The organism is Streptomyces fagopyri (assembly GCF_009498275.1).
Classification (GTDB): Bacteria; Actinomycetota; Actinomycetes; order Streptomycetales; family Streptomycetaceae; genus Streptomyces; species Streptomyces fagopyri.
In genome coordinates, this window is the sequence record NZ_CP045643.1 from 990,325 (window position 1) to 1,005,148 (window position 14,824).

Annotated in this window: 10 protein-coding genes; 7 read left to right on the plus strand and 3 right to left on the minus strand. The window is 73.1% G+C overall.

What is annotated here, in order from left to right:
* Positions 1-134: 134 nt before the first annotated feature.
* The 3 genes from GFH48_RS04195 (at position 135) to GFH48_RS04205 (ending at position 3,889) form a co-directional block, all read left to right on the plus strand.
* Entirely contained in the window at positions 135-797 is a 663-nt protein-coding gene (locus GFH48_RS04195) for a helix-turn-helix transcriptional regulator (RefSeq protein ID WP_153286953.1), read from the plus strand.
* A 147-nt stretch (positions 798-944) separates the two neighbouring features.
* Positions 945-1,700: a DUF4255 domain-containing protein gene (locus GFH48_RS04200; RefSeq protein ID WP_153292711.1), complete on the plus strand. Its 756-nt coding sequence runs from the start codon at positions 945-947 to the stop codon at positions 1,698-1,700.
* A complete protein-coding gene (locus GFH48_RS04205) occupies positions 1,697-3,889 on the plus strand; it encodes an ATP-binding protein (protein ID WP_153286954.1) in 2,193 nt (730 codons plus the stop codon). Before GFH48_RS04200 ends, GFH48_RS04205 begins: the two co-directional genes overlap by 4 nt.
* A 129-nt stretch (positions 3,890-4,018) precedes the next feature.
* On the opposite strand, the gene GFH48_RS04210 is transcribed toward GFH48_RS04205, so the two are convergent.
* The 3 genes from GFH48_RS04210 to GFH48_RS38440 form a co-directional block, all read right to left on the minus strand.
* The gene (locus GFH48_RS04210) at positions 4,019-5,428 is read right to left on the minus strand and encodes a hydrolase (protein WP_153286955.1); all 1,410 of its coding nucleotides are present in this window, start codon (positions 5,426-5,428) and stop codon (positions 4,019-4,021) included.
* A 139-nt stretch (positions 5,429-5,567) separates the two neighbouring features.
* Positions 5,568-6,995 carry an RICIN domain-containing protein gene (locus tag GFH48_RS04215; protein ID WP_153286956.1) on the minus strand — a complete coding sequence of 476 codons (1,428 nt, stop codon included), beginning with the start codon at positions 6,993-6,995 and terminating at the stop codon, positions 5,568-5,570.
* A 197-nt stretch (positions 6,996-7,192) separates the two neighbouring features.
* A complete protein-coding gene (locus GFH48_RS38440) occupies positions 7,193-8,839 on the minus strand; it encodes an eCIS core domain-containing protein (RefSeq protein ID WP_194280489.1) in 1,647 nt (548 codons plus the stop codon).
* Positions 8,840-9,069: 230 nt separating this feature from the next.
* Between GFH48_RS38440 and GFH48_RS04225 the strand changes: the two genes are divergently transcribed.
* The 4 genes from GFH48_RS04225 to GFH48_RS38445 all read left to right on the plus strand — a co-directional run bounded on the left by GFH48_RS04225 (position 9,070) and on the right by GFH48_RS38445 (position 11,827).
* Positions 9,070-10,650 carry a phage tail sheath subtilisin-like domain-containing protein gene (locus GFH48_RS04225; protein WP_153286957.1) on the plus strand — a complete coding sequence of 527 codons (1,581 nt, stop codon included), beginning with the start codon at positions 9,070-9,072 and terminating at the stop codon, positions 10,648-10,650.
* Between the two features lie 93 nt (positions 10,651-10,743).
* Positions 10,744-11,187, plus strand: a complete 444-nt coding sequence (locus GFH48_RS04230; protein ID WP_153286958.1) for a phage tail protein — start codon at positions 10,744-10,746, stop codon at positions 11,185-11,187.
* Positions 11,187-11,672, plus strand: coding sequence for a hypothetical protein (locus GFH48_RS04235; protein ID WP_153286959.1), 486 nt, complete (start codon positions 11,187-11,189; stop codon positions 11,670-11,672). The genes GFH48_RS04230 and GFH48_RS04235 overlap by 1 nt, the downstream gene beginning before the upstream one ends.
* Positions 11,669-11,827, plus strand: coding sequence for a DUF6760 family protein (locus GFH48_RS38445; protein ID WP_194280490.1), 159 nt, complete (start codon positions 11,669-11,671; stop codon positions 11,825-11,827). The genes GFH48_RS04235 and GFH48_RS38445 overlap by 4 nt, the downstream gene beginning before the upstream one ends.
* Positions 11,828-14,824 lie beyond the last annotated feature (2,997 nt).

Below are 14,824 nucleotides of genomic sequence, written 5' to 3' on the forward strand. Positions count from 1 at the left end.
CTCCACGATTGCGCGAGGCACACCAGGCGCAGAAGTCTGGGACAAGCCCTCCAGTCACTGACGGCACAAGGGCGACCAGTACGTGGATTTGGGAGAAACGGTTGCGCAGTTCATTACGGACCACTGACGCAGGCGTGTCACACCGGCAGGCCGGATCCCGCGCGGCGGACTCCGGAAACCGCGTTCCGGTGGTGGTCCAGGCACCCGATCCGATCTCGCAGGCAGGTGTCCGCAGCCAGTTGGGACAGCACCCGGTGATCGATCTCCTGGACGGTACGGAGGCCGGCCCCGGCGCGGTGGCCGTCCTGGTCAACGAGAGCCCGGACGAGACGACGCTCTCGCGGCTGCGCCGGCTGGTGCGCAGCGAGGGGGCACACGCCGTCCTGGTGGTGGGCGCGATCCGCGAGGCCGAGCTGCTGGACGTCATCGAGTGCGGTGTCGGCGCCATCGTCTGGCGCCACGAGGCCAGCGCGCACCGTCTGGTGCAGGCCGTGCTCGCCGCCTCGCGAGGTGACGGTGACCTGCCCGCGGATCTGTTGGGACGCCTCATCACTCAGGTGGGCTCGCTCCAGCGGACCGCGGCCGGGCGGCCCGGGGCTCCGCTGTCCGGCCTGGTACCGCGTGAGATCGACGTCCTGAGGCTCATCGCCGAGGGAATGGACACCGGAGAGATAGCGAGCAAGCTCTCCTACTCCGAACGGACCGTCAAGAACGTGATGCACGGGCTGACCACCCGGCTCCATCTGCGCAATCGCGCGCATGCCGTGGCCTATGCCCTACGGGAAGGCTACATCTGAGCCCGACCGCCCCTCGCACCGGGCCCGTCGAACGGGACGATAGTGGTGCGCGGCGGACACATGGCACAGCACAACACGGCACAACTCGGCACGGCACAACTCGGCACAGCACAGCTCGGCACAGTACGGCGCGGCGGGAGCACGACGGTGATTCACGAGGTCGACGAGGTCCTCAAGCGACTCCTCAACAGCGGTGCCCTGGCCGGTTCCGGCATCGACGTCTCCTTCGACGCGCCGACCCGCGAGTGGGCGGCCCGGCGCAACGCGCCCGCCATCAACACCTATCTGTACGACATCCGCGAGGACGTCAGGCGCCGTGAACGCGGTGCCATGGCCGTGCGTGACGAGCGCGGTGTCGTGCTGCGCCGCCGCCAGCCGCCCCGCTGGTTCCGGCTCTCCTATCTGGTGACGGCCTGGACCAAACAACCGCAGGACGAACACCGGTTGCTGTCCGCGGTGCTGGCCACCCTGCTCCCCCACGAGGTACTGCCCCCCGAGCAACTCCCCGGCGCACTCGGCGCGCTGGGCCTGTCCGTACCGCTGACGGTCGCGGGTCTGCACACCGAGTCACGGTCCCTGGCGGAGATCTGGTCCGCGCTCGGCGGCGAGCTGAAGCCTTCGCTGGACCTGGTGGTGACCGCGCCGTTCCCGGCGTTCCCGGAGTACGACGCGGGGCCGCCGGTCACGGAGGGCGCCGGAGTACGCGTACGCGGCATGGACGGCACACTGGAGGGGTCGCCCGAACGGCACCACCGGGCAAGGCACTTGAGCGGCCCACCGGCACCGTCCGGCAGCCCGGCGGACGAGGAGCGCCCGATCACGGATCGTCCCGATGGAGAGAACCCGGGTCGTCCCGGCGGAAAGTACCCAGGTCGTCACGGCGCGGAGCGGGCGGCCGGATGACCCCGCACGTCACGGGGACCGTCGCCGCCGGCCCCGTCCCGGCCGAGGCGCCCGGGGAGCCGGCCGACGCGCTCCTGCCCCGACTGTCCCGGTTGCGCGAGCGGGTCGCGCTGCTGGTCGAACAGCGCAGTGCCACCGACCCCACCGCGTCCGACCCGCTGCGCGGCCTGTATCTGTCCGAGGAGGCGGTACGGCATCTCCTGGAGCCGGCCGGACAGGGCTCCGTGTCCCAGGACTGGGGCCCTGAGCGTGGCGACCGGCTGGACCTGCTCGCCGGGCGCCTGCGGCTGACCGAGCTGGACGTCCGTATCCTGCTCATCGCCCTCGCGCCGGACGTCGAGCGCACCTTCGAGCCACTGTACGGCTACCTCAACGACGACGTCGGTCGCCGCCGGGCCACCGCGGGGCTCGCCCTGGACCTGTGCGGACTTCCCGCGCACCAGGCCGCGGCACGGGCCCGGTTCCACCCTTCGGCTCCGCTCTCCGCGCTGGGCCTTGTCGTGGTCGAGGAACCCGAACGTCCCTTCCTCAGCCGGTCGTTGCGCGTCCCGGACCGGCTGGTCGCGCACCTGCTGGGTGACGAGACCCCCGACGCGGCGCTGAGCGGCCACGTCCGCCCGCTGCGGGCTCCCGTACCGGGCGAGCCGTACGACGAGGACTTCCTGCTGCGGCTCGCCGACCGGCTGACCCGCGTCCCGCTCCCCGTGTACCTGCGCGAGCACCGGACGGGGGACGGGCTGGCCTGCGCGGCGGCCGCCCTGCGCCGGTCCGGACGGGAGTCCCTCCACTTCACCCCCGGCGGTAGCGCCGGACAGGAGCCGATCGCCGAACTCCTGCGCGAGGCGCGCCTGCGGGAGTGCGCGATCGTCGTGTCACCGCTGCCGGAGAACCCCGCGCCGCTGATGCGGGCACTGACGGTGCGGGACGTGTCCGTCCTGTTCACCGATCCCCGCCCCTACGATCCGCACTGGTGCGACCACGGTGACCCCCTCGTCCTGGACGCTCCCCGGCTGCGGGCCGGTGCGGTGGAGGCGTGGGCGACGGCGCTCGGCGCGGAGCCCGGACCGGCGGCCGGGCCCTCGGCGGAGCCGGCCGACGACACGATGTCCGTACGGGAGCGGGCCACCGGCACCGGTCCCCTTGCGCATCCCGGGCCCGGATCCGACCCCACACCGGCATTCGATCCCCCGCCCGGAATCGGTTCCCCGCCCGGAATCGGTCCCGCGCCAGGGTTCGACCTCGCCCCGGTCGTCGCGCCGTACCGGCTCGGCGGCGACCGCATCGCGCGCGCCGCCCGTGCCGCCCGCGACCTCGCCGCGTTCGACGGCGGCACGCTCACCGCGGCCCATCTGCGCCTGGCCGCCCGGCAGCAGTCCGCCTCGGGCCTCGAACGGCACGCCCGCCGGATCCGTCCCGACGTCGGCTGGGACGATCTCGTCCTGCCCGACAAACCGCTCCTGCAACTGCACGAGCTGGCCCTGCGCGCCCGCCACCGCGACCGCGTGCTCGGGGAGTGGCGGCTCAGCGCGGGCGGCGGTCGCGGCCGAGGTGTCCTCGGTCTGTTCGCCGGTGACTCCGGCACCGGCAAGACCCTGTCCGCCGAGGTCGTCGCCGCCGAACTCGGCCTCGACCTCTACGTCGTGCAGCTCTCCTCCATCGTCGACAAGTACGTCGGCGAGACCGAGAAGAACCTGGAACGCATCTTCACCGAGGCCGACCGCACCGACGCCGTCCTCCTCTTCGACGAGGCCGACTCCGTGTTCGGCAAGCGGTCCGAGGTCAAGGACGCGCACGACCGGTACGCCAACATGGAGAGTTCCTATCTGCTCCAGCGGCTGGAGTCGTTCGACGGCATCGCGCTGCTGACGACCAACCTGCGCGCCAACATCGACGAGGCGTTCACCCGCCGGCTCGACCTGGTGGTGGACTTCCCGTTCCCGGACGCGGACCAGCGACTGGCTCTGTGGCGGCACGCCCTGACCCACGTGCCGCGCGCCGACGGCATCGACCCGCACGCTGTCGCCCGGGACTTCGAGCTCGCGGGCGGTTCGATCCGCAGCGCCGTGGTCACGGCCGCCTACACGGCCGCGGGCCGTGGTGCGGAGGTCACCACGGCCGACCTGCTGGAGGGCGCACGGCGCGAGTACCGCAAGGCGGGCCGGCTGGTGCCGGGCGAGGGCACCTGGTAGTTCGGCACCGCGGTACCGCTCGCGCGACCCGATCCACGTTCGCGACCCGGTCCACGTTCGCGTGCACGGTCACGTCGAAGCGCCCTGCCGCCCGGTCGGTTCCCCCTGAACCGGCCGGGCGCGGACGTGTCACACGGTGAACTTGACGGCTTCGAGCCAGAGCGTCTGGTCCATGGTGCCGCCGAAGATGTACGAGGGCGGCTTGTTGCACTGCAGGCCGAGCCAGGCCTGGTCGTGGATGTGCGCGTTCTGGCAGATGGTGCCCTCACCCACGTTGACGCCGAAGGCCAGCATGTACGGGTCGTCCGCCTTGGTGGATCCGAGGTACAGGTCGACACCGTCGGCCACGCTCGTCCAGGGGTTGAGCCACTCCTTCACGTGGACGAACTCGTTGCCGTTCACGCCCTTGGTGCCGGACACGGCGAGGTTCAGGGACTTGATCGGGCGGCTCTGCCCCACCGTGCCCGCCATGGCGCCGTCACAGACGGGCTTCTGCCAGCCCTCGCCCGTCTCGTAGGCCCGGTAGCAGATGTGCCGCACGCCGGGATCGTCCGCGGCCAGGCGGGTGACAGCGGTCGCCGCGGTCACCTCGGGGGCCTTGGTCTCCTTCTTCTTCTTCTCGGAACCGCCGTCGCTCCCGCTGCCGCCGCCGGCCGGCTTCTCGGTCGGAGTCGGGGCCGGTGCCTCCTGGGTCGGAGCCTGGGCGGGGATCGAGGGCTGCGGGAGCGGGAGGGACGCCGAGGGGCTGGGCGGCAGCGTGCTGACGCCCGCTTCCTGGAGTTTCTCGGTGGCGGCGCTGCGGACCTGTGGCTTGTACGCCAGCCACAGCATCACGAAGGTGATCGCGAGGGCCATGAACACGCCCAGGAACGTGGCGAGCCAGCGCGGCAAGAACCCGCGCTGCACATAAGTCCCCTCCACCGACTGCGACTTGACCCCTGATCGCTGCACCGCCAGCGAATACGGCCGCTGTTCCTTCGAGCCGAACCAGATGATCTGCCGCGGCTTCAACGTCGCCCTGACGAAAGCGGCCCGCCCCGGCTCGATCTGGACGCTGCCCGGATGAATGTCGTACGAGAGATGATCCCCGTTGTCACTGCCACTGATCGACGCCGTCAGCTTCGTGTTGCCGAGATTGTCCACGGCCAGCCTGGGCCGCCCCCGGAAACGCCCCTTGACCGTGGGCGGCACCAACTCGGCCCGCACCTCGGTGAACGGAGTGATGGTGAGGTTCCCCTCGGGAACGGTCGTCGCCTCGGGGTGCTCGGTCGGCGTGATCCGTACCGCGTAGGCGTTGGGGCCCGCCACCGCGTCGGAGGTACGGGGCGGCGCGAACGTCAGCTCCACCGTCCCCGTCGTCCCCGGATACAGCCGCAGCGTCCCCGGCTCCACCGTCGTCCAGGGCGCGATGTCACCCACCGGCTCGAAACGGTACTCGTCCACCACGTCGCCGGTATTGCGCAGCCGCAGCCGCACCTTGGTACTGCCACCGGGATCCACAGTGCTGGAGGCAGGCTCCAGCGAAGTCCATAGGCTCACCTGTCGACGCTATGGCCATGGGTGGGCTCGCGTCAGCAGGCGTCGGGGCACGGTGCGTGCCCCGAAGGGCCGCGGCCGACTGCCCTTTCCCGACGGCCCGAACTGCCCTCCGCGGTAGCGAGGTCGGCCGCCGGTGGCGTCAGGTGGGGTGCACGATGTCCCATTCCTGGTCGTCCGTGTTGCTGCAGAAGTAGATCGTCAGCGGGGTGTCGTCGCCGCCGGTGCTGTAGCCGGAGACGTCCAGGCACAGGTGGTTGCTGGAGTAGTTACGGATCCAGTAGTGGCCGCTCTCCTGGCTGTCCAGCCACCACAGCTGGTTGTCGGCGGTCGTGCCGTCGCACTGGAACTCGAACACCCCCGTCCGCGGCGGCTTGGCACCGTAGTCGGGCAGGTCCATGCACAGTTGGTCCTTGACGTTGCGGATCTGGAAGAGGTCCGACTTCTCGGGCCCGCCGCCCTTCCCACGCACTTCGAGGTCCCAGAGCTGGTTGTCACGGGAGGTGCCGTCGCACACGAACTCCCGCACCGGACCGGTCGGTTGCCCCTTGTCGTAACCCGGGATGTCGGCACACTTCTTGGTCGTGACGTTCCGCAGTACGACACCGGACGCGGGCAGCGGCCCGGTCGCCTTCTTCTTCGTCGCCTTGGGACTGGCCACCGCACCACCGCCTCCCGCGCCCCCGCTCCCGCCGTTCTCCGGCGTCTGCTGCGCCTGGGGCGGAGCCGACTCCTGGACCGGATCCGGACTCGGCGCCACCGAGAGGCTCGGGGTGGGTGCGGGAAGAGTACTGATCCCCGCTTCCTGGAGTTTCTCGGTGGCGGCGCTGCGGACCTGTGGCTTGTACGCCAGCCACAGCATCACGAAGGTGATCGCGAGGGCCATGAACACGCCCAGGAACGTGGCGAGCCAGCGCGGCAAGAACCCGCGCTGCACATAAGTCCCCTCCACCGACTGCGACTTGACCCCGGACCGCTGCACCGCCAGCGAATACGGCCGCTGCTCCTTCGAACCGAACCAGATGATCTGCCGCGGCTTCAACGTCGCCCTGACGAAAGCGGCCCGCCCCGGCTCGATCTGGACGCTGCCCGGATGAATGTCGTACGAGAGATGATCCCCGTTGTCACTGCCACTGATCGACGCCGTCAGCTTCGTGTTGCCGAGATTGTCCACGGCCAGCCTGGGCCGCCCCCGGAAACGCCCCTTGACCGTGGGCGGCACCAACTCGGCCCGCACCTCGGTGAACGGAGTGATGGTGAGGTTCCCCTCGGGAACGGTCGTCGCCTCGGGGTGCTCGGTCGGCGTGATCCGTACCGCGTAGGCGTTGGAGCCCGCCGCCGCGTCGGAGGTACGGGGCGGCGCGAACGTCAGCTCCACCGTCCCCGTCGTCCCCGGATACAGCCGCAGCGTCCCCGGCTCCACCGTCGTCCAGGGCGCGATGTCACCCACCGGCTCGAAACGGTACTCGTCGACGATGTCACCGGTGTTGCGCAGGCGCAGCCGTACGCGCGTGCTGGCGCCCGGGTCCACGGTCGCGGACGCGGGTTCGAGGGAGGTCCACATGCTCACTGCCCGGACGCTAGCCGCGACGACGACGCGGGTCAGCAGTCACAGGGGAACGGTCGCCGGACGAACAGGCAGGTGAGAGTGGCCTCGTGGGCAGTCACGCCCGCACCTCGGCCGCACCGCCCGGCCCCGTCGCGCGACCCCCTCCTCCCGCGGCCATGGGCTGGTTCGCGGGAGCCGGCCGGGCCCGCGAGCGGCTGTCAGCGCCGGGGCAGCGTCCCCCCGGTCGCCACGAAGACGAACTGCGCGTAGGAGTCGGCGTTCATAAGGGCCCGGCGACCCATGGCGTACCAGTTGAGCTGCTTCGCGGGGTGAGCCGACTCATCCTGGCCGGTGTACTGGTCCGCGTCCCGGGCGACCCGCTTGCCCAGCCGGTCCGCCGAGTACTCGGCGAGTTGCCGCTGACTCCATTCCAGTGACTCGGCCGTTCCCACATCAGCCCGGTCCTCGGCGAGCTCGTGCTCGTAGGAGCTGTACTGGTAGTCGAGCGTGCCGGCGAACCGGTGCGTGGCCTCGTGGATGATGTACCAGACGTTCTCACCGAGGGGCCGCAGGTTGATCGCGCCCTCGCGCCCCGCGTCCATGGTCGGCAGTTCCTCGCTCTTCATGTCGTGCGGTTTGAGGCGTTCGCCGACGGTGGGGGCCACCCACCCGGCCACGTTGGGCTGGTTGGAGCCGAGCGCACCGAGGTCGTACCAGGCGGTCTCCCCGGCCAGCGCGATCTGCGCGCCCTCCGCGTCCAGGCCGGTCCGGACCCGGCGGAGCACTTCGGCGATGTGTGACAGGAGCGGCCGGATCTCCTGCGGTGTGGCCCGCTGGAAGGCGGGGAAGGCCGACCGGAGCGCGTCGAGCGCCCGGCCGCTGGGCGCGGCGCTGCCACTCACCATGGTGATGGCCGTCGCCAGTCGCCTCTTGGTCTCCACCAGCGCCTTGCGCACATGGGCCTCGCGCTCCTTGTAGGCGGTGCCGTCCTGGTGTGCCTGTGGCGTGTCGGGGATGCTGCCGCGCTGTGAGAAGGCGACGTTGCCGCTGCCGAAGTGACGCCCGGTGGTGTCGTCGAACGTGTCACCGTGATGCGCGCCGGACCCGACGCCCAACTGCGCCGAGGTGGCGGTGGCGGCCGGGTTGCCCTCGTCCTGCCAGACGCCCGGCTGCCGCCCGCCCATGCCGTCGTGGGTCCGGGTGCTGGCGTTGTACGTCCAGACCGTGCGCTGGATGGCCGGCGCTCCGGACACCGCCCCCGGCCCGTCGCCGCCCGCGCCGTCGGCGACCGCGCGCTGGACCGGCGGTGCCCCGCTCATCACCCGCCGGGCGTTCTCCTCCGCCTGGACCTCGGCCCAGTCCCCGGTGTCGGACACCATCAGTCCGGAGCCGTTGTCGGTGCCGGGCACGGGACCCCGGCTCTGCTGGCGGTAGTGGTCCAGCTCATGGGCGAGTACGTGCTTGTCCTGACCGTCCCAGACCACGTCGGCTCCGGAGGTGAACGCCTTCGCGCCGATCCGGGCCGCCGCCTGCCGGGCCGCCGAGTCGGTGTGGACGCGCACGCCGCTGAAGTCCTCCCCGCCGTAACGGCCTTCCATCTCGGCCCGCAGCGGGGCGTCCAGCGGCCGGCCGGGAGAGCGCAGCACCTCGTGGACCGCGGAGCGCTGCACAGAGGGCCCGTGGCCGCAGTTCGCGTCGTGGTCGTGGCGCTGCTCCGCGACGGCGCGGGCCACCGCCGCGTTGCCCGCGGCCCGCTGCAGCACCTGGAGCCGGCCGGCGGGCCCCGGCGCGGCGGCCCGGGCGGCCCGGCCGGCCGCACCCGCCCGGCCACGGGTCTGGTCGGTGTCCTTGTCCTGTGCGTGCACTGGGACTCCCCTCGAACGCGGGTGCAGCAGCCTCCAAGGCCTACCGGACGAAGGGGGCCGGGGGAACGAACTCCGGGGCAACGATGAGGGCAACAGCGCGGACGGCACGTCGGGTTGCCCCTGCGGGCAACAGAACTGCCCCCGCACAGGTACCGCAGGACGTTTCGGGGGACGCGCTTCGCGCGTGAGGGTGAATGACGTCCCATCTCGTACCCCGAGGAGAGCAGAGCATGCCGTCCTACCTGTCGCCGGGCGTCTACGTCGAGGAGGTGGCCAGCGGCTCCCGTCCGATCGAGGGTGTGGGCACTTCGGTGGCGGCCTTCGTGGGGCTCGCCCCGGCGGGGCCGCTCAACGAGCCGACGCTGGTGACCAACTGGACGCAGTACGTGGCGGCCTTCGGTGAGTTCACCGACGGGTACTACCTCGCGCACTCCGTCTACGGCTTCTTCAACAACGGTGGGTCCGCCGCCTATGTCGTCCGGGTCGGCGGGACGCCCGGTGGCGTGAACGGCGACGCGTCCGCTCCGGCCGCGGTGACGGGATCCGCGGCGCAGGCCGCGCTGCCGCCCGGCGAGCCGAAGCAGCTCGGCACCTTCACGGTCAGCGCCGTCGCGGGCGGTTCGCTCAGCGTCGAGGTCGCCGACCCCGAGGGCGAGGGCCCCGCCGAGCGCTTCCGGCTGATCGTCAAGGACGGCGAGAAGCCCGTCGAGACCTTCGACGTGACCGCCAAGAAGGGCGGCCGCAACTACGTGGTCACGCAGGTGAAGGAGCGTTCCAGGCTCATCGCCGTGCAGGAGGCCGCACCCGCCGCGCAGTTGGTCCGGCCCGACAACCAGACGGTGGCGCTCGCCGCTCCGTCGCCTTCCGCGCCGGCCGTCCCGGCCGGCGAGCGGGACGGTCACCCCGGCCCCGCGCAGTACCTCGGTGACTCGGCCGACCGCACCGGCTTCGGCGGCCTGGAGGCCGTGGACGAGGTCTCGATGGTCGCCGTGCCCGACCTGATGGCCGCCTACCAGCGCGGCGCGATCGACCTGGAGGCCGTCAAGGCCGTCCAGCTCGGTCTGATCGCGCACTGCGAGCTCATGGGCGACCGGGTCGCGGTCATCGACCCGCCGCCGGGCCTCAACGCCCGCCAGATCCGCGTGTGGCGTCAGGAGACGGCCGGTTACGACTCCAAGTACGCCGCTCTCTACTACCCCTGGATCAAGGCCTTCGACCCGGCGACCGGCCAGACCAGGATGATCCCGCCGAGCGGTCACGTCGCCGGCATCTGGGCCCGCAACGACTCCGAGCGCGGCGTGCACAAGGCTCCCGCCAACGAGGTCGTACGCGGAGCGGTGGACCTGGAGCTGCAGATCACCCGTGGCGAGCAGGACCTGCTCAACCCCATCGGCGTCAACTGCATCCGTGCCTTCCCCGGCCGCGGCATCCGTGTCTGGGGCGCCCGCACCATGTCCTCCGACCCGGCGTGGCGCTACCTCAACATCCGCCGGTACTTCAACTACCTGGAGGAGTCGATCCTGATCGGCACCCAGTGGGTGGTGTTCGAGCCGAACGACCACGCCCTGTGGGCCCGGATCCGGCGCAACGTGTCCGCCTTCCTGGTCAACGAGTGGCGCAACGGCGCCCTGTTCGGCTCACGGCCCGAGGAGGCGTACTACGTCAAGTGCGACGAGGAGACCAACCCGCCGGAGTCGGTCGACCTCGGCCGGGTCATCTGCGAGATCGGCATCGCGCCCGTCAAGCCCGCCGAGTTCGTGATCTTCCGGCTGGCCCAGTTCTCCAGCGGCAACGGCGAGTTGGAGGAGTAGTTCTCGCACCGGCGGTCCGCACCGGCGTGACCGTCCCGGCGGTCGACCCCCGCTCCCCGTACATACCAGAACCCTCAGAAGGACACAGAACAGATGAGTCTCCAGCCGGGTGACGCCCTCACATCGCACAATTTCGGCCTGCAGATCGACGGTGTCATGGTCGAGTACCTCGCGGAGGTCAGCGGCCTCAGCATCGAGCAGGACGTCATCGAGTACCAGCAGGTCTCCTCGCAGGGCATCCCCGTCACCAAGAAGCTGCCGGGGGTGAAGAAGGCCGGCACCTGCACGGTGGTGCGCGGTATGACCCAGTCGGCCGCCTTCAACCAGTGGATCACCGAGTCGGTCGCCGGTCAGATGAGCACCGCCCGCAAGAACGCCACCATCATGGTGATGGACTATCAGAACAACCCGGTCAAGCGGTACAACATGCGCAACGCCTGGTGCAGCAAGATCGACACCAGCACCGTCAAGGCCGGTGAGGCCGCCGCGCTCACCGAGACCGTCACGATCACCTTCGAAGAACTGGTCATCGAGTAATGCGCCGTACGGCTCCCAGGGCGGCCGCGGCCGTCGCCGAACCGGCGCCGGAGGCGGAAGCCCGGCCGGGGCCGGAGCAGACCGCTGCTCCGGCCCCGGCCGCGGCCCCCCAACCCCTGCGCACAGAGTTCGAGTTCGAGCTGCCGCGCGGTTACGTCGACGAGTCCGGCGCGGTGCACCGCCTCGGGGTGATGCGGCTCGCCACCGCGCGGGACGAGCTGATCCCGCTGCGGGACATGCGTGTCCAGGAGAACCCGGCGTACCTGTCCGTCGTACTCCTCGGCCGGGTCATCACCCGGCTCGGCACGCTGCCCCTCGTGCACGACGGGGTGGTGGAGAACATGTTCGCCTCCGACCTCGCGTTCCTGCAGGACTTCTACCGCCAGGTCAACGCCGAGGGCCACACCCGTGCCGCCGTCACCTGCCCGCACTGCGAGGAGCCGTTCGAGGTCGAACTCGGCGGGAGCCGCCTGGGGGAATCGTGACGTACGCGACCGACCGCATCCACGAGGAGATCGCGTACATCGCCTACCACTTCCACTGGAGCCTGGAGACCATCCTGGACCTCGAACACCGCGACCGGCGCCGCTACACGGAACAGATCGCGGCACTCGTGCATCGCGGCGCCGGGGAGAGGTGACGCGGAGTGGGCGTCTTTGATCGGCTACGGGGCGGCGGACGCGACCGGGGCACGAGCGTCGTGTCCGCCGCGGGACCGGCCGCCGGCCCGGGTGACCGCGTGGCTCCGGGGGCGGGCACCGGTGCGGCACCCGCGGCGGGCGATGCCGGCCGGGGAGACGGGAACCGTCCGGTACGGGCGGCCGCCTGGCCCTCGCTGCCTCCCATCCAGCGCGCCACCGCAGGCCGGGGCTCCGTCGCCGACTCCGGGTTCGGCGGCCGGCTGACGACCTGGCAGAACCCGTCGTTCACCGGCACGCTCTCGCACGCCGTGCTGGACGGCGCGCCCGGCGGCCTGGTGCGAGGCGTGCTCGCCACCCCCGCGCTGCCCGCCTCCGGTCTCGAACTCCCGTCGCTCGCCCTGCCGGTGGCGGCGCCCGAGGAGCCGGCCGACCGCCTCGGCGCGTCGTCCCTGCGGCACGCGAGCCTCCCGGTGACGGCGACCGGGTCGGCGGGCCCGAGGGTGACCGCCGTACCGTCCGCTGCCACCCGGCCCCCGGCACCGACCGGGCTCACCAGGGCACCGGCCGCACCCGCGGTGCAGCGGCGGGCGCTGCCCGTGGTGACTCCGTCCGTGCCGCGCCGTACGGCGACGGGCCCCTCGGTACCCACGGTGACGTCCGCTCCCCCGCTCTCCGGGCCGGCCGTCACCCCCGCGGGCCCGGGTCCCGCGGATGCGGCGCCGGGCGGGTCCCCGGCGGACACGGGGCCCGGCGTCCCCTCCGTCTCCGTCCCACGGTTCTCGAACGGCGGCGCCACCACGGGACCCGGCCTGCCGGTCCAGCGTGGTACGTCCGGAGGCACAGGCCGTACGGTGCCCGGCGCGCCGGCCGTCGACGGCCCGGCCCCGGTGTCCCCGCCGCCGAGACCGCCCGCCGACGTCCCGACCGCCGGCAAGCCACGGCGGCGCTCCGCCCTGGGCGCGCCGCTGTCCTCCCCGCCGTCGGACGCGGCACCGGCCGTACGCCTCGACCCGCCCGTGGCGGGGCCGGAGCAGGGACACCCGGCGCCGGTACGCGCGACGGGAACCCCGGCGGCGCGATCGGCGGCGCCCGGCGGCGGAGCCTCCTCCGGTACTCCGTCCGCCGGGACCGGAGCCCTCGGGAACCCGGGCGTCGGCCTGCCGGTACAACGCGCGGTCTCCTCAACCGCCCCGGTCCCTGCCTCGTCCGGTACCCCCGGTACGGACGGTGACCGGCATCGCCCTGCCGGACGGAACGGCTCCGAGCAGCCGTCCGCCCCGGCCGTGCCGCCGCGTCCGCCTGTCCGTGCGCTCGCCCCCGCACGGGCGTTGACGTCGGCCCTGCCCGCGGCGCCTCCGACCACGGCGGTCCAGCGCCGGACCACCACCGCTGTACCCCTGCGCCGCACCGCCCCCGCCAACGGGCCCTCGGGCGCCGGAGGTTCGGGGGGCGGCCGGTCCGCCCCGCGCGCCGAGCGGTCCGGGGGTGCCGCGCCGGGGCCGCGAGGCGGCATCACCGGGACCGCCCCGCTGCCCGGTGGTGCCGCGACGGCTCCGGCCGTCCAGCGCTCCCCGGCCACCGGGGCCGCGGCTCACGGTGGCACGCCGGCGCTCCGGCGTCCCACCGCTTCGGGGATGTTGCCTTCGACGGCGGGCGCCCGGCTGCCCGGCGCCACCGGTGCCGGGGTCCGGCGCGCGGTGCCCGGACAAGAGCCGGGCGGGGGCGGCGGTCAGGCCGCGCGGTCCGGCTCCCTGCCGGCCGCGACCGCCGTCGCGGTCACCCCCGCCGCCGGCCCGTCGGGGCCCGGCGCTCCCGCTGTCCAGCGGCTCACCACGCAGGCCCCCGCGGCGGCGGACCGCTCACGGGTCAGTGACGCCTCGGCGCAGGTCCAGCCGGCGCCCCCGGCTCTCCCCGTCCCTGGTGCGACGCTCCCCGGCTCACCGGCAGCGGGCGCCGTCGCCCCGGTCCCCCCGCCGGCCGGTTTCGCGGTGGACGGTAGCCGTCCGAACGGCCCCGGCGCGCCCGTCCGTCGCGCGTCCGCGCCCGGTTCCGGAGCGGCGACGGCGGGCTCGACGGCGGTCGTCGCCCCCGCCGTCCAACGCCTTGCCGTGCCCGCCTCCGGCGCCGCATCGCGCGCCGCGTCGTCGACGCCGCCCGCCGTCACGCGCCCGGCCGTGTCCCCGGTGGCCGGTGCGCCGACGCCGTCCGTTCCCGGCACTCCGGTGCCCAGCGCCCATGTGCCCGCGGCGGGTCCTCCCGGCCCCGGCCCTACCCGTCCCGCGGCGGCCGGTGCCCCCGTCGGCCCGCGTCCTGCCGTCGGGGCCCCCGTCCCGGTCGGTCCGGCCCGCCTCGGCACGCCTTCCGTGCGGCGATCGGTCCGCGACAACTCCGTCACGTCCAGCGGTGGTTCCGCGCAGGAAGGTCAACAGGGCTCATCGGTGCCCCCGTTGGACGCGAACTCGCGACCGGGCACAACCCCTCCCGCGCCTGCCGGGCGGTCCTCCGCCCAACCGTCCGGGCCGTCGGCACCCCGCCCCTCGGCACCCGCGCTTTCACAGGCGGCGGCGCGGCCCGCCTCCGCCGCTCCCACCGCCGGCCTCCGTCCGCACGGCACGCCGGTACAGCGGCTCGGCCTCGGCGCCCCCGTCGTACGGCGACTCGACGCCGTACCCGAGGCGTCCGGTGGCGTGTTGTCGCTCCCGCTCGCCGGCACCGGTCACGGCACACCGGCGCGAGCCACCGCCCCACCGGTTCCGGCACCGGCCTCCGCCGGAACCACCGCCGCTCCCCCGGTGGTTCAGCGCGCGACGACCCGCGTCCCTCCGCCGCACGCGCTGCCCACCGGCGGCCTCCCCGTGTCCGTCGGCAGCGGCCTTCCCCTGGCCGCGACCGGTCCGGCGGGCCGGAGCGACACCCCCGTCGTGCAGCGCCTCACCGCTCCGGGCACGCCCACGCTGCCGCCCGCTGCCGCGGCACCCGCGTCGGCCGGGGCGTAC